This is a genomic window from Bradyrhizobium sp. USDA 4472, assembly GCF_054058595.1.
Map to the genome: position 1 here is coordinate 456,090 of NZ_JBSSAM010000001.1, position 24,917 is coordinate 481,006.

The 24,917-nt window shown below is 63.6% G+C and carries 27 protein-coding genes and 2 pseudogenes; 10 read left to right on the plus strand and 19 right to left on the minus strand.

From position 1 onward, the window contains the following. Window positions 1-27 precede the first annotated feature (27 nt). On the plus strand, window positions 28-261 hold the full coding sequence (locus ACVWZ4_RS02130) for a hypothetical protein (protein WP_456702244.1): 234 nt from the start codon (window positions 28-30) through the stop codon (window positions 259-261). Between the two features lie 52 nt (window positions 262-313). Here the strand turns inward: ACVWZ4_RS02130 and ACVWZ4_RS02135 are convergent, their stop codons facing one another. The 3 genes from ACVWZ4_RS02135 to ACVWZ4_RS02145 are packed head-to-tail and all read right to left on the minus strand — an operon-like array spanning window position 314 to window position 1,015. Next, window positions 314-514, minus strand: coding sequence for a hypothetical protein (locus tag ACVWZ4_RS02135; protein ID WP_456702243.1), 201 nt, complete (start codon window positions 512-514; stop codon window positions 314-316). A gap of 35 nt (window positions 515-549) precedes the next feature. Continuing rightward, window positions 550-759 carry a hypothetical protein gene (locus ACVWZ4_RS02140; RefSeq protein WP_456737948.1) on the minus strand — a complete coding sequence of 70 codons (210 nt, stop codon included), beginning with the start codon at window positions 757-759 and terminating at the stop codon, window positions 550-552. 34 nt (window positions 760-793) lie between these two features. Then, window positions 794-1,015, minus strand: coding sequence for a hypothetical protein (locus ACVWZ4_RS02145; protein WP_456737947.1), 222 nt, complete (start codon window positions 1,013-1,015; stop codon window positions 794-796). Window positions 1,016-1,130: 115 nt separating this feature from the next. Between ACVWZ4_RS02145 and ACVWZ4_RS02150 the strand changes: the two genes are divergently transcribed. Then, window positions 1,131-1,325, plus strand: a complete 195-nt coding sequence (locus tag ACVWZ4_RS02150) for a DUF3072 domain-containing protein (protein WP_456702240.1) — start codon at window positions 1,131-1,133, stop codon at window positions 1,323-1,325. A gap of 70 nt (window positions 1,326-1,395) precedes the next feature. Next, window positions 1,396-1,689: a DUF6496 domain-containing protein gene (locus tag ACVWZ4_RS02155; RefSeq protein WP_456702239.1), complete on the plus strand. Its 294-nt coding sequence runs from the start codon at window positions 1,396-1,398 to the stop codon at window positions 1,687-1,689. 7 nt (window positions 1,690-1,696) lie between these two features. On the opposite strand, the gene ACVWZ4_RS02160 is transcribed toward ACVWZ4_RS02155, so the two are convergent. The 4 genes from ACVWZ4_RS02160 to ACVWZ4_RS02175 all read right to left on the minus strand — a co-directional run bounded on the left by ACVWZ4_RS02160 (window position 1,697) and on the right by ACVWZ4_RS02175 (window position 6,233). Then, window positions 1,697-2,059: a hypothetical protein gene (locus tag ACVWZ4_RS02160; protein WP_456737946.1), complete on the minus strand. Its 363-nt coding sequence runs from the start codon at window positions 2,057-2,059 to the stop codon at window positions 1,697-1,699. 271 nt (window positions 2,060-2,330) lie between these two features. Beyond that, window positions 2,331-3,854 (minus strand): Do family serine endopeptidase, encoded by a 1,524-nt coding sequence (locus tag ACVWZ4_RS02165; RefSeq protein WP_456739752.1) that lies wholly within the window; start codon window positions 3,852-3,854, stop codon window positions 2,331-2,333. A 147-nt stretch (window positions 3,855-4,001) separates the two neighbouring features. Further along, a complete protein-coding gene (locus ACVWZ4_RS02170) occupies window positions 4,002-4,214 on the minus strand; it encodes a hypothetical protein (RefSeq protein WP_456702236.1) in 213 nt (70 codons plus the stop codon). Between the two features lie 168 nt (window positions 4,215-4,382). Then, window positions 4,383-6,233, minus strand: a complete 1,851-nt coding sequence (locus ACVWZ4_RS02175) for a putative bifunctional diguanylate cyclase/phosphodiesterase (protein ID WP_456739753.1) — start codon at window positions 6,231-6,233, stop codon at window positions 4,383-4,385. Between the two features lie 245 nt (window positions 6,234-6,478). On the opposite strand from ACVWZ4_RS02175, the pseudogene ACVWZ4_RS02180 reads away from it, so the two are divergent. Next, a pseudogene (locus ACVWZ4_RS02180) lies at window positions 6,479-6,727 on the plus strand (LysR substrate-binding domain-containing protein); the annotation flags it as partial. A 204-nt stretch (window positions 6,728-6,931) separates the two neighbouring features. Here ACVWZ4_RS02180 and ACVWZ4_RS02185 read toward each other — a convergent pair. The 4 genes from ACVWZ4_RS02185 to ACVWZ4_RS02200 all read right to left on the minus strand — a co-directional run bounded on the left by ACVWZ4_RS02185 (window position 6,932) and on the right by ACVWZ4_RS02200 (window position 9,628). Then, a complete protein-coding gene (locus ACVWZ4_RS02185; protein WP_456702234.1) occupies window positions 6,932-7,129 on the minus strand; it encodes a hypothetical protein in 198 nt (65 codons plus the stop codon). Between the two features lie 134 nt (window positions 7,130-7,263). Continuing rightward, complete coding sequence (locus ACVWZ4_RS02190; RefSeq protein ID WP_456702233.1) at window positions 7,264-7,608, minus strand: DUF4118 domain-containing protein; 345 nt, start codon at window positions 7,606-7,608, stop codon at window positions 7,264-7,266. A gap of 214 nt (window positions 7,609-7,822) precedes the next feature. Continuing rightward, complete coding sequence (locus ACVWZ4_RS02195) at window positions 7,823-9,016, minus strand: MFS transporter (RefSeq protein ID WP_456702232.1); 1,194 nt, start codon at window positions 9,014-9,016, stop codon at window positions 7,823-7,825. A gap of 57 nt (window positions 9,017-9,073) precedes the next feature. After that, window positions 9,074-9,628 (minus strand): TetR/AcrR family transcriptional regulator, encoded by a 555-nt coding sequence (locus ACVWZ4_RS02200; protein WP_456702231.1) that lies wholly within the window; start codon window positions 9,626-9,628, stop codon window positions 9,074-9,076. A 366-nt stretch (window positions 9,629-9,994) separates the two neighbouring features. Here ACVWZ4_RS02200 and ACVWZ4_RS02205 point away from each other — a divergent pair, with 366 nt between their 5' ends. Then, window positions 9,995-10,219 (plus strand): hypothetical protein, encoded by a 225-nt coding sequence (locus ACVWZ4_RS02205; RefSeq protein ID WP_456702230.1) that lies wholly within the window; start codon window positions 9,995-9,997, stop codon window positions 10,217-10,219. A gap of 205 nt (window positions 10,220-10,424) precedes the next feature. Continuing rightward, window positions 10,425-10,751, plus strand: a complete 327-nt coding sequence (locus ACVWZ4_RS02210) for a hypothetical protein (RefSeq protein WP_456702229.1) — start codon at window positions 10,425-10,427, stop codon at window positions 10,749-10,751. Between the two features lie 94 nt (window positions 10,752-10,845). On the opposite strand, the gene ACVWZ4_RS02215 is transcribed toward ACVWZ4_RS02210, so the two are convergent. The 7 genes and pseudogenes from ACVWZ4_RS02215 to ACVWZ4_RS02245 all read right to left on the minus strand — a co-directional run bounded on the left by ACVWZ4_RS02215 (window position 10,846) and on the right by ACVWZ4_RS02245 (window position 20,054). Next, complete coding sequence (locus ACVWZ4_RS02215) at window positions 10,846-12,117, minus strand: MFS transporter (protein WP_456705200.1); 1,272 nt, start codon at window positions 12,115-12,117, stop codon at window positions 10,846-10,848. A 286-nt stretch (window positions 12,118-12,403) separates the two neighbouring features. Then, window positions 12,404-13,761 (minus strand): annotated as a pseudogene (locus tag ACVWZ4_RS02220) (sigma-54-dependent transcriptional regulator). Then, window positions 13,758-15,545 carry a sensor histidine kinase gene (locus ACVWZ4_RS02225; RefSeq protein WP_456739754.1) on the minus strand — a complete coding sequence of 596 codons (1,788 nt, stop codon included), beginning with the start codon at window positions 15,543-15,545 and terminating at the stop codon, window positions 13,758-13,760. The pseudogene ACVWZ4_RS02220 and the gene ACVWZ4_RS02225 overlap by 4 nt, the downstream one beginning before the upstream one ends. Before the next feature lie 397 nt (window positions 15,546-15,942). Then, entirely contained in the window at window positions 15,943-16,785 is an 843-nt protein-coding gene (locus ACVWZ4_RS02230) for a universal stress protein (protein WP_456739755.1), read from the minus strand. 237 nt (window positions 16,786-17,022) lie between these two features. Further along, on the minus strand, window positions 17,023-18,132 hold the full coding sequence (locus tag ACVWZ4_RS02235; RefSeq protein ID WP_456702225.1) for an ABC-type transport auxiliary lipoprotein family protein: 1,110 nt from the start codon (window positions 18,130-18,132) through the stop codon (window positions 17,023-17,025). 3 nt (window positions 18,133-18,135) lie between these two features. Further along, on the minus strand, window positions 18,136-18,915 hold the full coding sequence (locus ACVWZ4_RS02240) for an ABC transporter ATP-binding protein (protein ID WP_456739756.1): 780 nt from the start codon (window positions 18,913-18,915) through the stop codon (window positions 18,136-18,138). 2 nt (window positions 18,916-18,917) lie between these two features. Next, window positions 18,918-20,054, minus strand: coding sequence for an MlaE family ABC transporter permease (locus ACVWZ4_RS02245; protein WP_456739757.1), 1,137 nt, complete (start codon window positions 20,052-20,054; stop codon window positions 18,918-18,920). A 159-nt stretch (window positions 20,055-20,213) separates the two neighbouring features. On the opposite strand from ACVWZ4_RS02245, the gene ACVWZ4_RS02250 reads away from it, so the two are divergent. The 4 genes from ACVWZ4_RS02250 to ACVWZ4_RS02265 all read left to right on the plus strand — a co-directional run bounded on the left by ACVWZ4_RS02250 (window position 20,214) and on the right by ACVWZ4_RS02265 (window position 22,974). Beyond that, window positions 20,214-20,489, plus strand: a complete 276-nt coding sequence (locus tag ACVWZ4_RS02250) for a hypothetical protein (protein WP_456739758.1) — start codon at window positions 20,214-20,216, stop codon at window positions 20,487-20,489. Beyond that, window positions 20,490-20,951: a phage holin family protein gene (locus ACVWZ4_RS02255; RefSeq protein WP_456702221.1), complete on the plus strand. Its 462-nt coding sequence runs from the start codon at window positions 20,490-20,492 to the stop codon at window positions 20,949-20,951. 207 nt (window positions 20,952-21,158) lie between these two features. After that, on the plus strand, window positions 21,159-21,863 hold the full coding sequence (locus ACVWZ4_RS02260) for a helix-turn-helix domain-containing protein (protein WP_456739759.1): 705 nt from the start codon (window positions 21,159-21,161) through the stop codon (window positions 21,861-21,863). Between the two features lie 127 nt (window positions 21,864-21,990). Then, complete coding sequence (locus ACVWZ4_RS02265) at window positions 21,991-22,974, plus strand: zinc-dependent alcohol dehydrogenase family protein (protein WP_456739760.1); 984 nt, start codon at window positions 21,991-21,993, stop codon at window positions 22,972-22,974. A gap of 9 nt (window positions 22,975-22,983) precedes the next feature. Here the strand turns inward: ACVWZ4_RS02265 and ACVWZ4_RS02270 are convergent, their stop codons facing one another. Continuing rightward, window positions 22,984-24,813: a PHA/PHB synthase family protein gene (locus tag ACVWZ4_RS02270; protein WP_456739761.1), complete on the minus strand. Its 1,830-nt coding sequence runs from the start codon at window positions 24,811-24,813 to the stop codon at window positions 22,984-22,986. Between the last annotated feature and the right edge of the window lie 104 nt (window positions 24,814-24,917).

The following is a 24,917-nucleotide window of genomic DNA, read 5'->3' on the forward strand; positions in this document are numbered from 1 at the left end:
TCAATTCAACTCAGGGAGTTCCTTCACATGAAGACGATCAAGCTCGCTCTTGCCGTGATGCTGGCAACCGGCCTCGCCGCCGCGCCGTTCGCCGCGCAGGCCAAGTCGCACAAGAAGCACCATTCCTCCATGTCGCAGACCACGACGGGAGCGAACATGAAGAAGAACGTTGCTCCCGACGCGTCGGGCCAGGGTGGCGCCGGCCCCGGCAGCGACCAGGGCGGCAGCATGACCAAGCCCCAGAACGGTACGAGCAAGTAAGCGCCGCAATAGGAGCCCCGCGGTGACGCGGGGCTTTCCGGCCGGACGTCCCTTAACGCCACATCGTCGGCGTGCGGGTCAGTGCGCGGCGGCCGACCTGTTTCAAATCCTCGAGAGAGCAATCATCCTCGCGCGCGGCTGCACGCAAGCTCGCGGCGACGCGCTCGCGCAACGTCGTATCCCCCGGGGGAATGTCCGCGCAGACTTCATCGAGCACCGCCTGCAGCGCGGCGGTCATGTCGGCATGCGGCATGGACGAGCTCCAGCATGTCGCGTTGCGCGACTGCTTTAGCTGCGTCGGATGTCAGTGATGTTAAGGCAGCCGCCGGCGGAGGCTGTCTTCACGAGGTGGTCAAGCCGGGCCCGCTTGCGCATGATCAGGATCTGGGCCGCAGCATCGTCGAGGCCCTCGCGCTGCAACTGCCGGATCGCGGAGCCCAATTCGAGGATCTCGGCGCGCAGTTTCAGAATCCGGTAGGTGTCCGGGTCTTCCTCCACCACAAGCCTCCATCCAGCACATGCATCGTCTGCTTCAGCGCGGCGCAGCCACGCTTGCCGCCTTGCTCTCGCTCTTCGGCGGACGAAGGCGCACCCGGTCACGGCTGTCGGGCAACACCTCGCCGCCGCCTGCGGCTTTCCATTCGGCGATCAGCAGAGTGATTTTCCGGCGCAGATCCATCTGCGCCTGAACCCGCTCGGTGCAGTCTCGATCGCGATTGACGAGATCGCGCACGGTCGCCTCGATATCGGCCATCTCAAGCCTCAAGGCCCTGATTTTGCGTCGAATTTCATTAATCCGGTTGTCCATGGCTTGTTAGAACAAAATAAGAACATATAGTCAAGCCACGAATTCGAGATGGAGAGCGGACATGCAGGTTCACGGTAAATATGAGGCCAAGGCTTTTCTCATGGATCAGATGACCCGGGCCCAGGGGCTGCGGCTGAAACGGCTCAGCGAAGAGGCCTATCAGCCAGCCCAGTACGATCGCGCTCTGTCCTTTGCCGAAGCCGCGCGCCGCATCCAGGTGCTGGAGGCGGAAATCGAGCTCGCGAACTCCTTCTGAAGCGCGACCCGCGCCGTTGGAACGTTGCGTCAGCAATACGGTTCTTTCCTTGGGCCAAGGGAGAGAGTTGATGGCACGCAAGGCAAAGAAGCGCCGCTACTCACGCAGTGCCGGCAGCGACGTCGAGCGCGAAATGCGCCGTTACAAGAAGGGGACCGCCAAGAGCGGACCGGGCGGTCGCGGCGGACGCGTGAAGAGCCGCAAGCAGGCGATCGCAATCGGTTTGTCCGAAGCGCGCGCGAAGGGCAAGAAGGTCCCGAAGAAGGCGTCGAAGCGGAAGACGTCCAAGAAGAAGACGTCCAAGAAGGCGACCAAGAGAAAGACGACCAGGAAGAGCTCGAAGCGCAAATCCAGCAAGCGATGACGCGGCGTCAGATCATGCTGCCAGGCATGAAGCAGCGGATCGAAACACCGAACACAGTCTTGACCGGCCAGACCATGGTGCGGCCGGCGCGGTTCGGCTCGGTGATCACGGCTTCATCGGGGACCTCCACCCACTCCCCGTCGAGACGGACTCGATAGTGCCCATTGTGGGACTCCCAATCGGGGTCGGCCACGGCGACGCCGTCGGCATCGGAGCAGCACGGACCAAGATGGCTGCGCAGGCTGTCGAACCAGGGCTTGAGCGGCGAGTCGGTGAAGCGGCCGTCATCGCGCCCCGAGGCGCTTCCGGTCCACAGCACAAGCGGCGCTACGAGCAGCGCAAGCTTCAGCGAGAGCTTCAATCGATCCATGTCGGCACCGATCAAATGCGAACCGCCGGTCGGTTCCACAAAACAGCCGGCCGTGACGTTTCACTCTTGCAATTCACCTCGGCGGCTTCATTGCAGCCGAAGCACAACACACTATTCCGAAGTCTGACTTGCGAACGCGGCTTTTTCGGGCGAACCGGTCACCATTGCTGCCGTTAACGAGAATGTTATCGGTGCCCTGTGGGTATCTCGCGCGCGCGCACGAAAAAGGCGGCCCACAGGCCGCCTTTTGACTTTGCCGTCGAGCGCGCGGCTATGCGAGCGGCACCGCGACGAAGCGGGTCGCCTCCGCGTTCTTCACCTGCAACAGCACGCTGTGCTTGCCCGACGATTTGGCCTGGGCCAGTTCGGAGCGAACGTCGCCGACATTGGCGACCGCCTTGCCGCCGACATTGAGAATGACGTCGCCGGTCTGGATGCCATGCTGTGCCGCCGGTCCCTGCGGGTCGACTTCGGTGACCACGACGCCCTTCTGGCCTGCACCCTGAACCTCGCCGGCCGGCGCCAGGCTGAGGCCGAGGCGCGGCGTGCCGGGGGCCTGCTGCGTTTTGCCCTCGTCGGCTTTGGCCTGTTGTTCATTCGGCAGCTCGCCGAGCGCAAGTGTCACCGTCTTGCTGTCGCCCTTGTGGAGGACGTCGAGCTTCACCGATGTGCCCGGCGCCAACCCGGCGATGGTGCGGGCGAGATCGCGCGAGTCCTTGATCGCCGTGCCGTTGACGGCGGTGATGACGTCGCCCGCCTCGATGCCGGCCTTCGCCGCCGGGCTGCCATCCTGCGGGTTGTCGACGATCGCACCGCGCGCCGCCTTGAGGCCGAGGCTGTCGGCGATCTCCGCGGTCACCGGCTGCACCTGCACGCCGAGCCAGCCGCGGGTCACCGCACCCTTGTCCTTCAGCTGGGCGACGACGAGCTTTGCAGTCGCGGACGGAATATCGAAACCGATGCCGACCGAGCCGCCCGACGGCGAATAGATCGCAGTGTTCACGCCGATCACATTGCCGTTCATGTCGAAGGCCGGACCGCCGGAATTGCCCTTGTTGATCGGCGCATCGATCTGGATGAAGTCGTCGTAAGGACCGTTGCCGATATCGCGGCCACTGGCCGAGACGATGCCGGCCGTCACGGTGCCGCCGAGGCCGAAGGGATTGCCGACAGCGACCACCCAGTCGCCGATCCGCGGCTTCTGATCGGAGAATTTCACGAACGGGAAGTTCGTCTTGCCCTCCACCTTGATCAACGCGAGATCGGTCTTCGGGTCGGTGCCGACCACCTTCGCGGTGTAAATCGTGCCGTCGTCCGTCGTCACCTGCACCGACTCGGCGTGGTCGACGACATGGTTATTGGTCACGGCATAACCGTCTGCGGAGATGAAGAACCCGGAGCCCTCGCCCGTGATCACCTGGTGATGCTGGCGCGGCATGCCATTCATCCCGCCCGGGAAGCGGAAGCCGAACTGCTCGAACGGAGAATCCTCGTCCTGATCCATCCGGTTCTGTTGCAGCATCGCGCTCTTGTCGTTGTCGCGGTCGATCTTCACCCGCACGGAGATGACGGCCGGCTTGACCTTGCTGACGAGGTCGGCGAAGCCCGGCGGCGTCGCTGCGCTGTCAGCTGCCTGCGCCGGCGAAATCAGGGAAGTCACGCCGAACGGCGTTGACGCGGGAGAAGCAACCAGCACGGCCACGCCAAGCGCGGCCACGGTGCCGAGCAGCGCAATCCGGCGCGGCTTCAGAATCCTACGGGTCCTGGTGGTGTCGGAATTCTCGCGATGGGTCATGTCGAAATCTCCATGTTGGGTAAGTCGCCTTGCACCCAACATGGAGATCGTCACCTTACGACGTCCCGTCCACGCGATTAATTCTTGGCAAAGGTCGTGCGGCGGGCCGCCGCAGGGGAATTCTTCCGAGCAATGACGAAAGCCCCCTCAGGCCGCAGCTGGATGTTCCCATGCCGCGTCTCCGGTGGCGTCCTCTTCCGGTTGCGCATTGCAAGCGTCGAAATGCGCCTTCAATGCGATCTCGGCGAGATGTTCGAAATGTTCGGCCTGACCGAGCAGCTGCCAGTTCTGGAGCGGCCGATAGGCCGCCTGCTGGCGACAGAGGGACGCCAGCGCGCGGTAGCGACGTACGTTCTCCATGAGACCCTCCCTCGCAATTGCAGGTCTTATTACCCTGATTTGCGTCACGCCGATGGCGGTTGTGCAAAACATTTTTGCGCGCCCGCGCTTAACCTGCGTTAACTTTTAGGAAATGCGCAGAGGCGCGTTGGTTCCTATCGGGCCACGCGATCGGAACTCACAAGGTGTTTAGGCGTAACGGCGACGTTCGACGTCGATGCCGATCAAATCGAAATAATGTTCCATCGGTTCGGGGCGGCCGATGAGATAGCCCTGCATCTCCTCACAAGTCTCACCTGCCAGGAAGGCGCGCTGCGACTCCGTCTCCACCCCTTCCGCAACGACCGGAATGTGCAGGGCGTGTGCAAGGCTCAGGATCGCACGGACGATCTCCGCCGACTGCGGCGTCGCCCCGAGGTTCAGGATGAAGCTGCGATCGATCTTGATCTTGTCGAACGGGAACGACTGCAAATAAGACAACGATGAATACCCTGTGCCGAAATCGTCCATCGCGATGCGGATGCCGAGCGCCTTCAGCCGCCGCAGCAGGTTGACGGCGCGGCCGAAATCGCCGATCAGCACGCCCTCGGTGATCTCGACTTCGAGCCGTGTCGGCGCGAGCCCCGTCTCCAGCAGGATTTGATGGATAGATCGTTCGAGATCGCCAGCCTGGAACTGGACCGGCGACAGATTGACGCCGACCTGCAACGGCCGCGGCCAGGAAGCTGCCTCCCGGCACGCCTCGCGCAAGACCCATTCGCCAATCTGGATGATCAGCCCGTTCTCCTCGGCAAGCGGAATGAACTGGTCCGGCGGCACGAAACCGCGCGTCGGATGCTTCCAGCGCAGCAGCACCTCGAATCCGATGATCTCGCCGTCCATCCGCGCCTGTGGCTGGAAGTAGATCAGGAGTTCGTTCTGCTCCATCGCCTGACGCAGATCGTGCTGCAGCAGCCGGCGGTCGCGCAGTTCCCGGTCCATCTCGGTTTCAAAGAAGCAGACCCTGCCCCGCCCCTCGCGCTTGGCGCGATACAGCGCCGAATCGGCGTTCGCCAGCAGCGTCGCGGCATCGGGGCCGTCATCGGGATAAACTGCGATGCCGACGCTGAGGCCGACATGGGGCAGATAGTCGTCGACCTCGAGTTCCTTGCCGATTGCCTCGACCAGGCGCTCGGCCAGCGACAGCACGTCTTCGCGCCTGGCGTCGTCGGGCATCAGGATCATGAACTCATCGCCGCCGATGCGGGCGACGAAGGCGCCGTCGGCTTCCGCGGCAAGACGCTCGGCGGTTGCCCGCATCATCATATCGCCGACGGGATGGCCGAACACATCGTTGACGTCCTTGAAGCGGTCGAGATCGAGGCTCAGCACCGCAAAGCTGGTCGACGCCTTCTGCGCGCGTTCCAGCCGCTCGGCGAGCGCCGCGTTGAATGCGCTGCGGTTCGGCAGGTCGGTCAGCGCGTCATGTTGCGCAAGGTGACTGATGCGCTCCTGGGTGTTGACGCGCTCGGTCACGTCCTCGATTACGCCAACGAGATATTGCGGATCGCCTGAGCCGTCCGTGATCAGCATCTTGCGCGAGTTGATGACGCGGTCATGGCCCTTCACGCCGACCTCGATCAGATGTTCCTCGAGGAACATCGGCATGCCGCTGGCGACAACCCTGCGGTCCTGCTCGTTGACCATGCGGGCGACGTCAGGCGGGAATATCTCCTCCGGCGTCCGGCCCAGCATCTGCTCGCGCGTCAGGCCGTAATAGTCCTCGCCGGCGCGGTTGAGCAGGATGTAGCGGGAATCCTTCGCGCATTTCGCGAACACGGCAATCGGAATGTTCTCGACGATGGTATCGAGGAATTCCTGGGTCCGCAGCAGATCCTGCTCGACCTCATCGGGCGAGTGGGCGCTTGCCTCGATAACCCGCTGGCGCTCGCGATCGCTGGCCTCATAGGCCGCGCTGACGAGCTCGCCCAGCTTGGCGAGATCAACCTGTCCGGACTCATCGGTGGCGCAGCGAAGCTGCTCGACGAACAAGCGGTGCATGCTCAAACCATCGCTTGACGCCGCGTGCGGGCGTCATGCCCGCAAATGTCTTCGATCCGCATCCCCACGCTCTCTCGGCGCCCCTGGACTGCAGGTTGCGGCGCTTAGGATTGCGCGACCGTTAATCGAAAGTTCGTCTCGGGCGCGTTGGTTACCGCGGCCTGAAAGAGGTTGATTGTCTCAGCGGCAATCCCCGTAGCACACCGGGGAAGTGACATGCCTTGGCAAAACCGGCGGCACGCGGCAACGAGACCGTCAAGCAGGCGGCGATCGCGGGGCTCGGCATCGCCTTTCATCCTGGCGCACACGGTGGCGCCGAACTCGCCGAAGGCCGCCTCATCGTGCTCGACGCCGCGGGCCTGCCGATCGTGCGGCAATGGCATCTGATCCGCCGCAGCGACAAGGTGCGCCTGCCGCCGGCGCAGGCGATGTTCGATTTCCCGGGCTCGGAAGGCTCGAACCATCTGTCCGAGGTGCCCGTTCTCGGCGAGCGATGGCGCTCGGCGAGCGTTCAGCCCATCAGCTTCATCGCGATCGTCGCCGCCAGGATGACGATGATCTGGAGCAGGCGTTCTGTCGTGAAAATGCGGTTGAAGGTGGTCATCGCGCGTCCCGGCCGTCGTGGAGATCCCGGCAAGTCGCTAGCACACGCAGATGCCGGGGTAACTCCGTAGTCGCCACGGGTATGGCCCAATGCTTCAGGCAGCCAGCGGAGCCGCGTGATCGGCGCGGGCCGCGAAATAGGCTTCCAGCTCCGAGAGCGCGCGAGCTTCCCACTCGCCGGCCTGCTCCAACAGCGACCAGCGCTGGCCCGGCCGAAACGCCGCGGTCTGGCGATAGAGCGATGCGATGCCGCGATAGCGGCGCACGTTCTCGAAAATGGCGAGTCCGTTCATGTCGAAAACTCCCTCGTAATCCCGCGGGAGAAATTGCGGCCAAATCTTTTTTGAAAAGTTAGCGGCGCGATGCAGCTGTGCGGATGGTTGCCGGACTGTTGCGCAAGCGCAACGCGCTGCTCGCGCGCCGCCGTTCATTGCGAATTCGTTGCCGCGCTCTCGCCCGAAGGCTTCAACCCGCCGCCTCGATTGATCATCATGCTCGCGCGGCAGAGATCGGCGAGGCCGATCGCGAGCACGGCGAGCAGGAAGAACAGGTTGATGGAATCCGCATCGGCGGTGCTCAGCGGGGTGATCTCGAAGAAGGGCGGCATGAAGGCCCACCATACCAGGGGAACGGTGATCAGCGCGGCGAACGCCGCCGCCGGTGCGCCGGCGAGGATGCCAACGACGAAAATGCTGGGCACGAACGCCGCGAAATAGAGCTTTACGCCGAGGGCGACGCAGATGCCCTGAAGTGCAGCCGATGATGCGACCAAAACGAATCCGAGCAGAAATGCCTGCCACGACCATGGCCGTAGTCGCGCTACGTCAACCAGTCCCGCACGCCTCATAGCGCCTCCCCTGCCGCCGTTGACCCGGCCGCTTGCGACCAAAGTACTACAGCTGCAGGGAATCTGCGAGGCGGAAACTGCACCCGCGGGACCGCCCGATCCAAGGCGTGGTAAACGGCCTCGGAATACAATCATACCGCTATTCGGTGGCCGCGTAGAGCAGACTGGCGACCGGCAGCACAAGGCCAATGGCCGAGGCCAGCGTCCAGCCGCCTTGCGCGAACGCCCAGGTGCCGAGCGCGGATCCGGCCGCACCGGCGGCGAAGAACGTCGCCATATAGAGCCCGTTGAGGCGGCTGCGATGCTCGTGCCCGAGCACGAAGATGGCGCGGAAGCCGAGCACGACATTGCCCTGCACGCCGAAATCGATCGCGATCGCGGCCACAGTGAGACAGGCGAGGTTGAGCATCGATCCGGCCGCGCCGATATGGGTCACCAGGAAGCCAAGCGCGACGGACAGCATCGCGGCAATCGTGGCGCTGCGGCTATGACCACGATCGGCCAGCCGTCCCGCGATCGGCGCCGCGAACACACCGGAGACGCCGGCCAGCGCGAACAGCGCGATGCCGCTCTGGGCGAAGCCGAATTGGCTCGCGAGTTGCAGCGGCACCACCGTCCAGAACAGGGTGAAGGCGCCGAACAGGCCGGCCTGGTAGAGCGCGCGCCGCCTGAGCAGCGGCATGGTGCGCACCAGATGCGGCATCGACAGCAGCAGCGTGCCGTAATGCATCCGCGCAACCGGCTTGCGCTTCGGCAGCGTGAGGCGAAGCACAGCAATCAGTGAGACCATCAATGCCGCCGAGCAGAAGAACACCGCGTGCCACGACAACGCCGCGGTGACGAAGCTCGAGGCCGGTCGCGCCAGCATGATGCCCAGCATCAACCCGGTCGAAACGTTACCGACGACGCGGCCGCGAATGGCTTCCGGCGCGAGATGCGCGGCATAGGGGATGATGATCTGCACCGCGACCGAGCCGAGCCCGATGAACAGTGCCGCGATCAGGAACGGCAACGCATGGGTCGCAAACCCGGCCGCGACGAGTGCCGCCGCGCCGAGCGCAATGACGGTGCAGATCAACGTTCGGTTCTCGACGAGATCGCCGAGCGGCACGATGAAGAGCAAGCCCGTGCCATAGCCGATCTGCGTCATCGTCACGATGAGGCCGGCGGCGGCATGCGACAGGCCGAGCGCGGCACTGATCGGGGCGATCAGTGGCTGGGCGTAGTAGATGTTGGCGGCGACCATGCCACAGGCCGCGGCGAGCACGAAGGTCAGTCGCTGCGACACCGCATCCCTCCCGGGCGTGGCGTCGATCGTGGCATTCATCGTCATTGCAGCGTCTCCGATTTCCTCATATAGGAAACGTTCATTTCCTAATTTGGCAAAAATTCAGGCAAGCAGCTTCATCGCGACGCCGACCAGGCGTTCGCCGTCGAGCGGCACGCGTGCCTTGCCGACGACGCGCAGGCCCTGCGTCACGCAGATCATCAGCCGCGCGGTGTCGTCGGCTTCGACATGGTGGGCAATCGAGCCGTCAGCCTGCCCTTCGCGAATCAGACCGGCGAGGAAGGCCTCGTTGGTCTTGAGCTGCGCCGTGACGCGCGCACGCATCACCGGATCGACCGCCGACAGCTCGATCGCACTGCCGACCACGATGCAGCCGCGGCGTCCCTCGCTGCCCTGGGAGTGCTCGACATAGGACAGGAGCACACGGCGCACCTTGTCGCGGCCGTTCGCACCGCGCGCGGCCGCCCTGCGGGTTTGCTCCCCACGCACCGCGACGTAACGCTCGAACGCGGCCAGGAAAACGGCATGCTTGTCGCGAAAGGCCTTGTAGACGCTGCCCGTCGCAAGGCGCATGGCCGCGGTGAGGTCTCCAATCGAGGTGGCATGATAGCCGCGCTCGCAAAATACCCTGATGGCACCGTCCAGCGCGGTATCCATGTCAAACTCCCGGGGCCGGCCGGGCGGATGGACCGATGGCTCGGATTTTGCGACGGCTTTTTGCATTGTGACATATTAGGAAATGATCGTTTCCGAATAAAGACACGACGTTGTGAATTCCGTCCTCGGAACCACTCCGAGCGCCGTTCGCCCGAGCTTTTGGCTGATCTGATCACCGCCGCGCCCCTCCAAATTTCGGCAAAATGGAATATTCCAGGGAGGACGAGGCAGCTGCCGCGCGGTGCGCACCGCCGCTTTCGTTGCCGATCTGCAACGGTTCCAGACGATCTAAGACTGGACAAAAGAAACGCCCATTGCCGCCACGAACCCTGCTCACAAGGCCGTGAGACTATCAGGGGAATGAGAATGCGTGCACAGCGCGTTTGGAACGTGAATGGGGCCGCCAGCATCGGGCAGCTTCAGTCGAAATTGGACGATTTGAATAAGCGTCTCAGCCAGCTCGAAAAGCAGCATCCGGAAAGCTGGAAGATCGACGAGCTGAAATCCAGCGCGCTCAGCCTGTCGCGGGAGATCGACGACATCCGCTGCGCGGAGGCGACGGCGGCGCTGGGGGAATTGCTGCGGAAGTAGTCAGGCCTCGATGATTCGGCTCGGCTCAAGGAACCAACATCCAGCCCGGCCATTTCCATGGTGAGCATGGAGCAGAATCATGACCAGGCACCTGACGCGAGCCCATCTCGCACGCGGTGTGGCCGGCGCGGTTTCCACGCTGGTCCTGTGTGCGACGATGGTTTTCACCATCGCGCGCCACTTCGCGCTGTGAGGAAACAATCGCATGACCTCCGACCCCGAGGAATTGGTACGGCTGCAAGGCTACGGCGAGATGACGTTGCGCACAGCGATTGCGACGGTGATGCCGCTTGCGCCCCGCGACCGTGCGGATGCGGCGATCTTCCGTGTGCGTGACGGCGTGCGCCTGGCCTCAAGCGAAATCGCCGACCTCGCGTCAGAGTGGGGTATCAAGCCGGTCGCCGAAGTCAGGTCGCCGAGACTCGTTCCGGATCAGCACTGGTCCGACATCGTTCGCGGCATGGTGCGTGAGGCCCCGCTGCCATCTTTGATGGTGGCGTTCCTGGTGGGGGTATTGGTGGCGCGCAGATGATGTCGCGCGTTCGCACCAGACGAGTACTGACGCTCTGTACTGGAAGCTCAGGACGGCGCGGTCGATCTCGGCCGCGCCGTTTGCCTGAACATACCTATTCGTGGCGGTTCATCGCAGACATCGTCCTCGTGTCACGCATCGTCAGGTAGACCAGCAGCGACACTGCGATGCAGCCGGTCAGGTACCAGTAAAACCAGCTTTCGTGACCAACGGACTTGAACCACAACGCAATCGATTCGGCGGTGCCGCCGAAGATCGAGACCGTCAGCGCATAGGGCACCCCGACCCCCGTCGCGCGGACGCTGGTCGGAAACAGCTCGGCCTTCACCACCGCATTGATCGCGGTGTAGCCCGATACGATCATCCAGGCGGCGGCAATCAGCAGGAACGCCGAAAATGCATCGTGAGCGGCCTGCAGTGACGTCAACAGGGGGATGGTGAACACCGTGCCCGACACACCGAAGCCGATCAGCAGCCATTTGCGCCCAATGCGGTCGGATATCGCACCATAGACCGGTTGCAGCACCATCGCGAAGACGAGGCTGCCCGCCGTCACCATGGTGGTCTGATCGTCGGTCAGCTTCACCGAGAGACGGAGAAATTTCTGCATATAGGTGGTGTAGGTGTAGAACGCCGCCGTGCCGCCCATGGTCAAGCCCACCACCAGCATCAGCTCGCGCGGATAGTTCAGCAATGCGCGGATGGAGCCTGATCTCTTCGTCGCACCCTGGCTGCTCCTGAAGGCATCGGTCTCGTGAAGGTTGCTGCGCATCAGTGCAGCGACGACCGCGAGCACGGCGCCGAACGCAAACGGCACGCGCCAGCCCCAGGCGCGGATCTCGTCGGTCGAGAGAAACACCTTCTGCAGGAGAAGCAGCACGAGGATGGCGCAGAGCTGTCCGCCGATCAGCGTCACGTACTGGAAGCTGGAGTAGAAGCCGCGATTCCTCTCGTCGGCGACCTCGCTGAGATAGGTGGCGCTGGTGCCGTACTCGCCGCCCAGGCTCAGCCCCTGCAGGACTCGCGCAAGGCCGAGGACGATGGGAGCGGCCAGGCCAATCGAGGCATAGGTCGGCGTCACCGCGATGATCAGCGAGCCGAAGCACATCATCACGACAGACAGTGTCAGCGCATTGCGCCGGCCGTGGCGATCAGCGAGATAGCCGAACAGCCAGCCACCGAGCGGGCGCACCAGAAAGCCCGCCGCGAACAGCAGCGCCGCGTTGAGCTGTTGCACCACCTCGTCGCCGTCAGGGAAAAACGCCTTGGCAAAATAGAGCGAGAACGCCGCATAAGCGTAGAAATCGTACCACTCGACGAGATTGCCGACCGAGCCGACGAAGATCGCGCGCAGCCGGCGCTTCATGTCGGCGGTGTTCGCGCGCCTCTCCGTGACGGGTGCGCCGACAGTTTGAATTGAGGCTTCCTGTGAACTCACGACATTCCTCCGCTGATTTATTGGAAAACCGGATGGTTTCGTCGCTGCTCCAGCAACGGCCATGCCAAGCGTGAGGGGCGCGTCGGAAATACGGAAAGCTGCTGGAAATAGGGTAGATCTTCGAGGAGGATCGCCTCGCGAGGGCCAAGGCATCGGCAAGAATCCGCCGATGCGACGGCCGCCATCAGCGGATTTCCGCCGACGGCTTCCCGGCTCAGGGCTCCTTGCGGCCGGGCCGCGCCAACGCGTATTTCGCCATCTTCTCGTTCAGCGTCCGGCGCGGCACGCCGAGCTCCTCGGTGACGGCGGCAATCGACCAGTCGTGCTCGCGCAAGGCGGCCTCGATCAGCGCGCGTTCATAGGCCGCGACACGATCGGCGAGCGTCCGCTGCGGCGCTCCCGGCTCGCCGCGCCGAAGGATCTCGGCAACGCTGCGGCCGGTCGCCGCGAGCCCCAGCGCGTAGCGCTCGGCAACGTTCTTCAACTCGCGCACATTGCCCGGCCAGTCATGGGCGAGCAGCGCATCGAGATCGTCCGCCCGCAGCGGCGACAGCGCGCGACCAGCGCCCCTGGCAGCAGCGGCGGCAAAATGCTCGAACAGCAGCAGGACGTCGTTGCCGCGCTCGCGCAGCGCCGGCAGGTGGATCTCCGCCGCCGCAAGCCGGAAATAGAGGTCGGAGCGAAAGCGTCCCTGGCGGCTCGCGGCCGCGAGATCGTCCTTGGCGGCGGCGACCACGCGAACATCGACGGGCAGGAGCTTGTTGGAGCCGACCCGCTCGATCGTGCGCTCCTGGAGGGCGCGCAGGATCTTGGCCTGGAACGGAAGCGGCATGCTCTCGATCTCGTCCAGCAGCAGCGTGCCGCCATGGGCGTGCTCGAATTTCCCGATGCGCGGGCCACGTGCGCCGGTGAAGGCGCCGGCCTCATGGCCGAACAATTCGCTCTCGAACAGCTCGGCCGGAATCGCAGCGCAGTTCACGGCGACAAAGGGGGCGTTCGCGCGCGGCCCGAAATCGTGCAGAGCCCGCGCCACCACCTCCTTGCCGGTCCCGGTCTCGCCGGTGATGATCACGTCGCGATCATGGCCGGCGAGTTCGAGCACGCTGGCCCGCACCGCTTGCGTCGGCCTGGCAGGCCGATCAGGCGCGCATCGATCGCGCCGGGCGCGGCGAGACGATCTGCGAGCTGGCGAAGCTGCAATTTCAGCTGCCGCCGCTCGACCGCGCGCGTCATGACCGCCGAGAGCAGCTCGGGATCGTGAGGCTTCTGCAACAGATCGTAGGCGCCGTCGCGCATCGCGGCCACCGCCAGCGGCACGTCGCCATGCGCGGTCAGGAGCACCACGGGAATGTCCGGGTCGGCGCGGTGAATGTCGCCCATCAATTCAAGGCCGGATCGCTGCGGCATGCGAAAATCGGTCAGGACGGCGTCTGGCGGGAGGTCTTTCACCAGGCGCATGGCCTCGTCGGCGCCGGCCGCGGCGCGGACCGTGAAGCCGCCGAGTTCCAGCCATTGCCGCACCGAATTGCGGACGATCTCCTCGTCGTCGACGACGAGCACGGAGCCGCTCATGCCTGCAATTCCTGCCGCTGCGCACCCGGCGCGATATCCATGAGCGGGATGACGACCTTGAAAGTCGAGCCCTTGCCCGGCGCGCTGTCCACCAAGATATCTCCTCCGAATTCCCTGACGATCCCGTACGAGATCGAGAGCCCGAGGCCAAGCCCCTCGCCGGTCTCCTTGGTGGTGAAGAACGGATCGAACAGCGCTTTGAGGTGCTCGGGTGGGATGCCGGCGCCGGTGTCGCCGACCTCGATCATGGCACTGGTGCCTTCCTTGCAGAGCGCGACCCGGAGCACCCGCCGGTCGGACCCGCGCATGGCATCGATCGCATTCGACAACAGATTGACCACGACCTGCTCGAGCCGGATCGGGTTGGCGAGGCTATGGAGCGGCTCGGCAGGCGCGAGGCGCTCCACCTCGATCTGCTCGTGGTCGATGCGGTAGTGCAGCAGGCGGACCGCATTGTCGATGACGGGCGCGAGCGCGACGGCGCTGCGCGTGCCGGTCTCCTTGCGCGCGAACGTCCGCAAATGATCGATCAGCGCTTTCATGCGCTCGGCGATCGACGACATCAGATCGAGGTTTGCGGCCGCCCGATCGACCTCGTTGCGGCGGAGCAGGACGCGGCTGCTCGCGAGGTACGTGATCAGCGCCGCCAGCGGCTGGTTGATCTCGTGCGCGACACCGGCAAGCGCCTGACCGAGGCTGGCGAGCTTGGCGCTCTGCACGAGGCTTTCGAGGGTGCGGCGCAGCTCCTCCGTGCGCTCGGCTACCCGTCGCTCGAGAACGTCATGCGCGTCGAGCTTGGCCCTGACGACCTGACGCCGCTGATAGGCAACCAGCACCACCAGCAGCGACGCGATGAGGGCGAACATGCCGGCGATCGCGACCGTCGCCGCGTTGCGCCTGGCGTCCACCACGTCAGAGAACAGCAGCAGCTTCCAGCCCTGGTCGCCGGGACGGATCTGAAGCGCGTACTCACCGAGCTCGATATCGCCGCGGCCGCGCGCGTGACCGATCTGGATGCGCTGACGATTGCCCTTGGGCACGAAGACCGGCGCCGGGTCGACGGCCTGACCGAATTGCTGCACGGCGTTCAGCTCTGCGAGGCGCGCGGCGGGGACCGGCACCAGCGGGCGATATTTCCAGTCCTCGCGGCTGGCGAGAAAGATCACGCCGTTCTCATCCTCCATCGCCACGAGGTCGCCCGCACGCGCCCACTCGGCCTCGAGCGCGGAGAGATCGATCTTGACCACGGCGACGCCGAGGGTCTTGCCGCCCTCGGTGATCCGATGCGACAGGAAATAGCCGGGCTGTCCGGTCGTTGCACCGACGGCGTAATAATGGCCCTCGCCGAAGCGCATGGCATCGACGAAGTAGCCGCGGAACGCGTAGCCGTGCCCGACGAAACTCGACTCCTGGTCGAAATTGCTCGCTGCCAGCGCGAGGCCGGTACTGTCGAGCACATATAGCTCCGCGGATCGCGCACGCTGGTTGAGGGATTGAAGGTAGCGATTGGCGGCGGCGATCGCCGCGGCGTCCCTTGGACTGCGATAAAGCTCACGGATGGGATCGGCGAGCGACAGCACCGCCGGCAGATAGCGATAGCGCGCGACCGTCGCATCGAAGGTGCTGGCAATCAGCGCAAGCCGGTCATTGGCCTCGCGCTGCATGCGCGCAAAGCCGGCATCGAGCGCCAGAACGTAAGCCAGCCAACCCGCCGCCCCGATCGCCGCGAGTGCGAATATTGCGATCAGCGTGTGTCGAAGCAGGGCTGGACGAGGAGGTTGCATCGAGTCTCCGGACCGAGGCGATATCGCTAGGTAGCACATCGCGAGACCGGCGCCGATTGCCGGGGCTCTCTGGTGGAACGCCCGGGCGGTCGGTCATTGGCCGTGGAGTTGTCAGGCTTTGGCGCCATGCCCGCCGAACAGGTCGCCCTGCGAGGGCCAAATCGGCCCTGACCCGGCGCCGAAATCCTTGCAGAAAGGCGCCTCGAGGCGCTGGCGGCCGGTCCGCCAAGCCTTTCATCGCCGCGGCCAACAGAAACCTGGCGAGGGCTGGACCCGACGAGCGCCGCCGAACGAGGCGACAGCAAAATTGTCCAGACGGTAAGTCGACGTCAACGTCGATCCTCGTGTGGGCGAGGGCCGCGGGCTGGATCCTGCTTCGCGACGAGGCTTGGCGCCCCTAATGCGACATCATAACCCAGCACGGCGGCTTGCCGAGGATGGTCTTGGTGACGCCGCCCCAGATGTTCTCGTTGAGCCGAGAATGGCGGTAGGCCCCCATCACGATAATGTCGATCCCGTTAAGGTGTGCCCAGTTCGCGAGCACCTTGCCGATCGAGCTACCGTCGATCGGCACGGTTTCAAATTCCGCAGAGACGTCATGTTCCCTGAGGTGATCGAGCACCTGCGCTCCGGACTGCATGATGGCATCGCTCTTCTCATCCGTGACAGTGACCAGCCGAACCGAGTTCGCCTCCTGAAGGATCGGCAATACATCACCGACTGCCCTAGCCGCACGCGCCGAACTGTCCCAGGCGATCATGACATCGTCGAAGGTCGGCCGCAATTCGCCCGCGCGGTCCTCCGGACAGAGGAGAAGGGGACGACCGGATTCGAACAGCAACGCCTCGACGATTGCTTCCGTCCGGCTGTCGTGTGATTTGACGGGTATCAACGTGAGATCACTGAATCTTGCGCATTCTGCCAGGACCGGCGCAACCATTTGTGGCGCAACTTTACGCAAACGGCTTGCGGCCCGGACTCCGACGCGCGAAGCGCCGCTCTCGAACGCCTTCAGAAGACTTCTCGCATCTGTGACACTGCGAAAGGCTTCAGTTTCTGCGGCATTGTCCAGGTCGGCGGAGATCACCACTTTCGGTCGCGCCACTATGTCTTGTTCAGCTGCAACCGCTGTGATCCTCGCGCCTAGATGGGCTGCGACGGCCACGCATTTCTCGATTGCAGCAAGCGCCGGGGCGGTGGGTTCATCGACCAGCGGCAAAAAGACGTCCTTGATGGCCATCTGAGTTCTCCTTGCCCGCCAAGCTAAGCCTCGTCCAGCCCGACCAATTGATCCTCATCAAGACAAGCGTCGCATTCCCAGCCCTGGCAGAGACTGTCATCGGAGGTCGTGCACTGGACGCTCTACGATTATGATTCTGCTGACGGACGTGTCCGGGTGGTGGCTCGCATCCTTCCGTGGTTGGTCTGTCTCGACGAATTGTGGTGGACTTCGCTCGCCCTATCCGCGGAGAGCGAGCTAGGTTTTCACCACTGATGATACCGTCCAACTGATCAGGCTCTTCACGATTCGTGCGAATGCCACATCGAATGCCGCGACTGCGGCGGCTGGCTCGATCTTCTCGAGCTTCTCGTTCGCTTCCATCAACCGCGATGCTATTGCCTTGCCCTCCTTGTCAACGATCCTCGCGGAGAATTCGATCTCGACCTGCGGGGTGTCCGTGGAGATGCCAAAGCGCCTGATATCGATCAAGAGCTGGTAGTCAGCCTGGCTCAAATCGGCGGTACGCAAGGGAGCATGTGCGATATCGAAATTCTCAAAGCTGTCGATCAGCCGCGCCTGTAGCAGCTTTGGAACGCTATCGGCCCACAGGAAATCGGCAAAGCCTGCATTGTCGTAGCCCGGGGCAAATAACATGCGCTGCGTCTGCAGCATTGCAACGGCAGTGGGCTCCGGAACCGCCAATGAAGCGGTCAGGGCCTTTCCTGCCAATCCGAGATCTCTTGGAGCATGTAGATCATAAGTGACCTTCGGACCTTGCGCTCCGCCCGCGGTCATTCTTTCCAGCCCCGCGACGATGCCGTCGAGCTTGCCTGTGTTGCGCGCCAGTCCGTCCGAGAAGGTCCTAACATTGGCTATCGTATCCTTCAGCGGACCAGAGTTCTCAGCTAGTACAGTGTCAACCCGCCGCAGCGCATCGCGCGCGGCCTGGGTCACGCTCTGCCCCGCCCCGGCGTCGGCGATCAAGGTCACTACCTCGCCCGATTTGGCGACGCTCGTGCCGCCTTCCAGCGCCACCACCGGCACGCCGGTCAGCCCCTGGAAATCGAGGCCAACCCTCGTGTCGGCCCGCACGGGGGTCGCAGACGCGACCGAAATCGTCGCATTGACGAAACGCGGATTGTCCTGGGTGAGACCCAGTTCTGTGACCTCGCCGACCCGGATGCCGTTGAACAACACGCCGGCGCCGACCAGGAGGCCGGGCACCGGCCCCTGAAACTGTACCCGATAGGTCGTGCGAGGCCCAATGCCGCCCGTATTGTTCAGCCAATAGACGAAGCCGAAGACCGCAAGGATCGCAGCCAGCACGAAGGCGCCGATCAACACATAGGGAGCGCGGGTTTCCATGTCTCATCTCATGTGGGGTTGCAGCATCTGGGAACGCTTGCCGTGGAAATAGGCTCGCACCCAGGGATGCTCGGATTGAAGAAGTTCGCGCATCGGACCGATCGCCACGATCTTGCCGTCGGCCAGCGCCGCGACGCGGTCGCAGACTGTGGTCAAGCTTGCGAGATCATGGGTCACCATGAGCACAGTGAGCCCCAGGGTCTTCTGCAAGGTCTGGATCAGGGCATCGAAGTCACCGGCCGCAATCGGATCGAGACCGGAGGTCGGCTCGTCCAGGAACAGGATCGGCGGATCGAGCGCCAGGGCGCGTGCCAGCGCAACGCGTTTGGTCATGCCGCCGGACAGCTCGGACGGATATTTGTCGGCGTCCTCCGCCCGCAGCCCAACCATCTCAAGCTTAGCGATCGCGATTTCATCCATCAGATCCTGAGACAGGACGAGGTTTTCGCGTAGCGGGAACTGGACATTCTGCCGGACCGTCAGCGAGGAGAACAGCGCGCCCTGCTGGAACAAGATGCCCCATGTGCCGGCCGCGCCATGTGCGCTGCGGTCGTGCGCACTGCCGATCGGCTGTCCCATGACTTCGATAGTGCCCCCTCGCCGCGGGACGAGCCCGATGATGGTGCGCATCAGGACCGACTTGCCGCCGCCGGACGCTCCGACCAGTCCCAGGATTTCCCCGCGGCGGACGTCAAGCGACAGATTGTCCAGCACGGTCTGCCGACCGAAGCGGACCACGAGGTCACGGACGCGGATCGCAGGCTCCTGCACTGAATCCAACATCGTCACATTCCGATCGAGGCAAAAAAGATCGCGAACAGGCCGTCGAGAACGATCACCAGAAAGATCGACTTCACCACCGAGGTCGTCGTCTGCCTGCCAAGCGATTCGGCGCTGCCTTTGACGCGCAATCCCTCGCTGCAGGCGAGGATCCCGATCACCAGCGCCATGAACGGCGCTTTCAGGATGCCGACCTCGAAATGGGTGACGGAAATGGCCTCATGCAGGCGCGCAATGTAGATTGCCGGGCCCATGTCGCCGTAAAACTGCGCGACCAGCCCGCCGCCATAGAGCGCCGCGATCGAGCCCATGAAGGCGAGGATCGGCAATGAAATCACGAGGGCGGCCACCCGCGGCAGGATCAGGACGTCGACCGGATCGAGCCCCATGGTCGAGAGCGCATCGATCTCCTCGCGCATCTTCATGGAACCGAGCTCGGCGGTGTATGCGCTTCCCGAACGGCCAGCGACGATGATCGCAACGATCAGCACGCCCAACTCGCGCAGCACGAGGATGCCGACCATGTCGACCGTGTAGGACTCCGCGCCGAACCGGCGGAAATGAAAAAAGCCCTGCTGCGCGATGATCGCGCCGATCAGGAAAGTGATGAGCATGACGATCGGGATCGCCTGCCAGCCGATGCGGTAGAGCTGGTAGACCAGTGACGTCAGCCGCAACGACCGCGGGCGGCGTAGGACCCCCGCCACAGACATGAACAGTGCGCCGAGCATCTGAAGGAAGATCCTGATGTCCTCCCGCGCATCGACCGTGGACTTGCCGAGATCGTGCAGCCCGTGCAGAACCGGGTTGGGCATAGGTGTCGGCAGTGGATTGTGCCGGTTGACCTGACGCACTTCGTCCAACAGGCCGGCGAAATTGTCGGCTATTCCGACCACCTCGACCGATCGGCTGGAGGATTCTGCCCGACGCGACAGTTTCTCCAGAAGCCAGGCGCCGAGCGTGTCGAGTTCGCTGACACCGGCCATATCAAGCGTCACTGCCTTCGATCGATCGACAGCCGCTCTTGCCGCTAGAGAGAGCGCTTCGAGCCTCGACACGTTGGCGGCGATCCATGACCCCTCGGGCCGCAGTTCGAGCCCGTCGCCAGACGGCGTCGTCAGCAGCATTGGTTCCGAGTTCACGCTTGCATCCTCACGGGATCGCTCCTGATCCGTCTAGGTTTCTAGGTCGCCGCCACGCACCTGGATTGACCTGCGTCAAACCGGGAACACGCCGTTGACGCAAATCAATCGCTCACGAACCGGCTCGCATAGGCTTCTTCCATTCAATGGAGGCCGCCAATGTTCGACACCGGCAGCATGACCGACGAACTGCACGCGATGAAGATCGATGTTACGCAGCTGCTGAACAAGGCCGGGGAGCAGACGCTCAATGCGCCGGAAGACCGTGTCGAGGCCTTGGCCGACCAGATCAAGGCCGCGCTGACCGAACTCGGCGAGACCGTCAGTGAGGAGCAAGAGGAGCTCCATAGCCTCCTCGCAGAGCGTCCGGCGGCGTCGCTCGCTTCGGCGTTCGCACTTGGCGTCGTCGTCGGATTCATGCTGAGGAGACACTAGGTGGCTACGGAAAATATCATCAAACACCTGCGCGTGCTCTGGCGCACCGACAGGATCATCGCCGACATCAGACTGCGGCACCTCCTGATCGGGCTCGGCCTGCGGACTTTCGCAGCGCTGATCGCCACCTTCGGTCTGCTGATGCTGGAATTGTCGGCCTATTTCGCCCTGGTCCAGATCTGGAGCGCAATCGTCGCGGCGGCCGTTCTCGGCACCATCAATTTCGGCATCGCGGCAATGCTGTTCCTCGTCGCGAGGCGGCCGCCGTCAGGACGCGAGATCGAGCTCGCCAATGAAATCCATGGTGCAGCAATCGAAGCCATTCAGCTCGAGGCGCGCGCGCTCCACGCTCAAGTGACGGGAACGATCCACCACCCGCTGAGCGGCCTGCTCCCGCTTCTCACGCCGCTAGTTGCGATCGCAGTCAAGAGCCTGCGGAAGCCGCCTGTTGCACCCCCCTAGCGGATGGCGCGCAGCGGAAGACAAAATGACGGAGATCGGCAACATCGGCAGTTGGGCCGCCCCGCATCATGCGTGCGGTCCCATCAGAAGCACCTTTAGGCTGACCTGCGGGATTCTACGTAAGTAGAGCCCCTTAAGATATCGTTCGAAATTTTCCCGCGCCTCGTTCCGGCGTAAGCATCGGTCATCACAACGGAGATGGCTCAGATGCTGACCCAGTCACTCGACACCAAGGCAATCAACACTCCGATCAGCGGCAGCAAGGTTGCCGTTACCCTCCATCCCGTCGCCGATCGGCTCGGCGCGATCCCCGGCCATGTCGGCCTTGTCGCCACCGAATTCTCGTACCGCAAGGACGAGGAGATTTACGGCGAGGATGAGCCGGCCGAATATGTCTACCAGGTCATCACCGGTGCGGTGCGCAGCTACAAGCTTCTTTCCGACGGCCGCCGCCAGATCGGCGCCTTTCACCTTCCCGGCGACGTGTTCGGTCTGGAATCCGGCGCCAGCCATCGGCTCGCCGCCGAGGCCATCATCGACACCACGGTGCGCCTGGTGAAGCGCGCGAGCCTTGAGAAGGCCTCCGGCACCGACGCCCAGGTCGCCCACAAGCTCTGGACAATGACCGCCTCGGAGCTGCGCCACGCCGAAAACCACATGCTGCTGCTCGGACGCAAGACCGCGATGGAGCGCGTCGCGACCTTTCTGCTCGAAATGGACCGCCGTCTCGCCGTCGCGGGCATGATGGCACTGCCGATGTGCCGCCGCGACATCGGCGACTATCTCGGCCTCACCCTCGAGACCGTGTCCCGCGCGCTGTCACAGCTGCACGCACAGGGCATTCTCGGTTTCTCTGGCGCCCGCCAGATTGTGCTGCGCAACCGCCAGCGCCTGCACAATCTCGACGCCTGATTCATCCTCGTGCGCCGCGAACCTGTGGGAAGTCGGATGTTGCGCTGGCGTAGCGAACGGCGCACACTGACTTCCAGATCCGGCGAGACAAGACCGGACGACGCACGACGAGCCGCGGGAATGCGACATGTACGCGATGGTTCTCTCCGCGCGCGGCGAGCGGTTGACATTCCAGCAACGCCCCGACCCGGTCCCCGGCCCCGGCGAGGTCCGCGTCAAGGTCAGCGCGTGCGGCGTGTGCCGGACTGACCTGCACGTGGTGGATGGCGAGTTACCCGACATTTCCTATCCGATTATCCCGGGGCATGAAGTCGTGGGCCGCATCGATGCACTCGGTGCGGGCGTCAACGAGCTGGAGCTGGGCATGCGCGTAGGTGTTCCATGGCTCGGCTTCACCTGCGGTGAGTGCATTTATTGCCGCACCGACAAGGAAAATCTGTGCGATCGCCCTGAATTCACCGGCTACACGCGCGATGGCGGCTTTGCCAGCCACCTCGTCGCCGATGCCCGATATTGCTTTCCACTCGGCGAGCACGGCGAGGACGCCGCCCTTTCACCCCTGCTCTGCGCCGGGCTGATCGGCTGGCGATCCCTTGTGATGGCCGGCGACGGCAAGACGCTCGGCATTTATGGCTTTGGCGCGGCCGGCCATATCGTCGCGCAGATGGCCCGCTCACAGGGACGGAAAGTTTACGCCTTCACCCGTGGCGACGACAAGGAAGCGCGGCAACTTGCCTTTTCGCTCGGCGCCGACTGGGCCGGCGCTTCAGAGGACGTTCCGCCGACCGAACTCGATGCCGCCATCATCTACGCGCCGGTCGGAGCGTTGGTGCCGCTTGCCCTGCGCGCGGTGCACAAGGGCGGTCGCGTTGTTTGCGCCGGCATTCATATGTCCGACATTCCGACGTTCCCCTATCGTATCCTTTGGGGCGAACGGCAGATCGTATCGGTTGCGAACCTCACGCGAAGCGACGGCATCGATTTTCTCGCCGCCGCCGCAAAGATCAATATCCAGACGCACACGACTGTATTCCCGCTCGTCGAGGCCAATGAAGCGCTTGCCCGTCTGAGGGCGGGCAAGCTGACTGGCGCGGCGGTTTTGCAGCCGTGACCCCCGCGTCTACTGCTCGAGCACATAAGAGCCCGGCGCGTCATCCGAGGCCGCGCTCTTCTGTCCCGAATCTGCCGCCAAGGAGCTCGGAACAAACTGACCGGAATGCGCGGCGAGAAATCGCGTCCACTCCGTCCACCACGATCCTTCGTGAGACGGCGCGCACTTGATCCATTCGTCCGGACCGAGATACGGATCATGAGCCTTCTTTGTGCACACCTGGTAGCTGCGCCCCTCTTCGCCTGGCGGTGCGACAATGCCGGCGTTGTGTCCGCCACTCGTCAGAACGTAGGTGACGTCTGCATCGGCAAGGAAGTTCATCTTGTACGTCGACTTCCACGGCGCGACATGGTCGCGCAACGTGCCGACGACAAACATCGGTATGTGCAGATCCGCGAGCGAGACTGGCCTGCCATTGACCTGATAGCGTCCCTCGGCGAGATCATTGTTGAGGAACAGGCGCCGCAAATAGTCTGAATGCATTTGGTAGGGCATGCGCGTGGCATCGGCGTTCCACGACATCAGCTCGCTTGGCGCGGCCCGCTCTCCGATCAGATAGTCCCGCACGACGCGCGACCAAAGCAGGTCATTTGTCCGCAACATCTGAAAGGCCCCTGCCATCTGTGCCGTTGCGAGCAGCCCCTGCCGCCACATCATGTCCTCCAGGAACGCGACCTGGCTTTCATTGATGAACAAGGTGAGCTCGCCGGCTTCCGTGAAATCGGTTTGCGCCGCGAGCAACGTCACCGTTCGCAGGCAGTCGGGCCGCTCGCGGGCCAGCCGGGCCGCCGCGATCGACAACAGGGTACCGCCGAGGCAATAGCCGGCGGCGTGAATCGCCTGTCCAGGCCGAAGCGAGTTGATGGTCGTGATCGCGGCATCCACTCCGAGCTCGCGGTAATCTTCGAGACCGAAATTGCGATACTGTGGCGTTGGGTTCTTCCACGAAATCATGAAGACAGTGAAGCCGCTTTCGACCAGGTAACGGACGAGAGAATTGCGCGGCGTCAGATCGAGAATGTAATACTTCATGATCCAGGCAGGCACGATCAGAACGGGTTCGGGCCGCACGGTCGGCGTCGTCGGGGAATACTGGATGAGCTCGATCAGCTCGTTGCGATAGACGACCTTGCCGGGCGTGATGGCAACGTCTTTACCCACCACATAGGTCTGATCGCTCCTGAGCCTTGCGCCAGCGAGCAGGGCCTGCCAATCCTCGACAAAATTGTGCAGGCCATAGACGAAGTTGCCGCCGCCGGTCTCCATGATCTTGCGCAGAACTTCAGGATTGCTGACGGCAAAATTCGTCGGCGCCACCGTATCCAGGCATTGGCGAAGCGCGAAGTCGGCGATCGCCGCGTTCGAATGGGCCAGTCCGTGAATACCGGTCGTCGTCGAATGCCACCATTGTTGGTTCAGCAGGAAAGCCTGGGCCAGGAGATTGAAGGATGGCAGCTCCCAATCGGGTCCTGTGAAACGGCGATCGTTCTCCAGCGGCCGGATCACGGACCAAGGCTTGAATACCGCATGCCTCGGTACCATGGCATCGACAAGGTCAAACGCATTCTGGATCGCCCGGCCGGCAAGACTGGCCTGCTTGCCCGGCGAGGCCAGAAGGTGCAGCTGCCAATCGGCAAAAGCTAAGGCCAGCGCTGCCGGCGAGACCCCGCCGGTCAACCGCGCCAGCGCCGCGTGGAAGGATCGATCGATGTCATCGACCGCGGCATCGGAGCTGGACGGCTGCGCTGTCGTCTGTGCCTCGATAGCCATGGGCTCGACGAGGATCCGGTCAGAATTTGAAGCAACCGGAATACGGCCGACGGATGCTGGAGGCGACATGGTGAACTCCTTTGGCCCCACGCAAGCTAACCGCGTTGTCCGGGAACGAATTGAGCTGCATCAACTCGGAGATTGAGCTGCCTCTTACCTTCCTGGCCTAGTGA

Bases quoted from the DNA above. Each gene is read 5' to 3' on its own strand.
- ACVWZ4_RS02130 (WP_456702244.1), top strand. From the start codon at position 28: ATGAAGACGATCAAGCTCGCTCTTGCCGTGATGCTGGCAACCGGCCTC.
- ACVWZ4_RS02150 (WP_456702240.1), top strand. From the start codon at position 1,131: ATGCAGGTTCACGGTAAATATGAGGCCAAGGCTTTTCTCATGGATCAG.
- ACVWZ4_RS02165 (WP_456739752.1), bottom strand. From the start codon at position 3,854: ATGACCCATCGCGAGAATTCCGACACCACCAGGACCCGTAGGATTCTG.
- ACVWZ4_RS02185 (WP_456702234.1), bottom strand. From the start codon at position 7,129: ATGAACGGACTCGCCATTTTCGAGAACGTGCGCCGCTATCGCGGCATC.
- ACVWZ4_RS02240 (WP_456739756.1), bottom strand. From the start codon at position 18,915: ATGTTGGATTCAGTGCAGGAGCCTGCGATCCGCGTCCGTGACCTCGTG.
- ACVWZ4_RS02145 (WP_456737947.1), bottom strand. From the start codon at position 1,015: ATGGCCGATATCGAGGCGACCGTGCGCGATCTCGTCAATCGCGATCGA.
- ACVWZ4_RS02265 (WP_456739760.1), top strand. From the start codon at position 21,991: ATGTACGCGATGGTTCTCTCCGCGCGCGGCGAGCGGTTGACATTCCAG.
- ACVWZ4_RS02160 (WP_456737946.1), bottom strand. From the start codon at position 2,059: ATGGATCGATTGAAGCTCTCGCTGAAGCTTGCGCTGCTCGTAGCGCCG.
- ACVWZ4_RS02270 (WP_456739761.1), bottom strand. From the start codon at position 24,813: ATGTCGCCTCCAGCATCCGTCGGCCGTATTCCGGTTGCTTCAAATTCT.
- ACVWZ4_RS02175 (WP_456739753.1), bottom strand. From the start codon at position 6,233: ATGCACCGCTTGTTCGTCGAGCAGCTTCGCTGCGCCACCGATGAGTCC.
- ACVWZ4_RS02200 (WP_456702231.1), bottom strand. From the start codon at position 9,628: ATGGATACCGCGCTGGACGGTGCCATCAGGGTATTTTGCGAGCGCGGC.
- ACVWZ4_RS02225 (WP_456739754.1), bottom strand. From the start codon at position 15,545: ATGCAACCTCCTCGTCCAGCCCTGCTTCGACACACGCTGATCGCAATA.
- ACVWZ4_RS02195 (WP_456702232.1), bottom strand. From the start codon at position 9,016: ATGACGATGAATGCCACGATCGACGCCACGCCCGGGAGGGATGCGGTG.
- ACVWZ4_RS02235 (WP_456702225.1), bottom strand. From the start codon at position 18,132: ATGGAAACCCGCGCTCCCTATGTGTTGATCGGCGCCTTCGTGCTGGCT.
- ACVWZ4_RS02170 (WP_456702236.1), bottom strand. From the start codon at position 4,214: ATGGAGAACGTACGTCGCTACCGCGCGCTGGCGTCCCTCTGTCGCCAG.
- ACVWZ4_RS02205 (WP_456702230.1), top strand. From the start codon at position 9,995: ATGCGTGCACAGCGCGTTTGGAACGTGAATGGGGCCGCCAGCATCGGG.
- ACVWZ4_RS02260 (WP_456739759.1), top strand. From the start codon at position 21,159: ATGCTGACCCAGTCACTCGACACCAAGGCAATCAACACTCCGATCAGC.
- ACVWZ4_RS02135 (WP_456702243.1), bottom strand. From the start codon at position 514: ATGCCGCATGCCGACATGACCGCCGCGCTGCAGGCGGTGCTCGATGAA.
- ACVWZ4_RS02230 (WP_456739755.1), bottom strand. From the start codon at position 16,785: ATGGCCATCAAGGACGTCTTTTTGCCGCTGGTCGATGAACCCACCGCC.
- ACVWZ4_RS02210 (WP_456702229.1), top strand. From the start codon at position 10,425: ATGACCTCCGACCCCGAGGAATTGGTACGGCTGCAAGGCTACGGCGAG.
- ACVWZ4_RS02155 (WP_456702239.1), top strand. From the start codon at position 1,396: ATGGCACGCAAGGCAAAGAAGCGCCGCTACTCACGCAGTGCCGGCAGC.
- ACVWZ4_RS02215 (WP_456705200.1), bottom strand. From the start codon at position 12,117: ATGAAGCGCCGGCTGCGCGCGATCTTCGTCGGCTCGGTCGGCAATCTC.
- ACVWZ4_RS02250 (WP_456739758.1), top strand. From the start codon at position 20,214: ATGTTCGACACCGGCAGCATGACCGACGAACTGCACGCGATGAAGATC.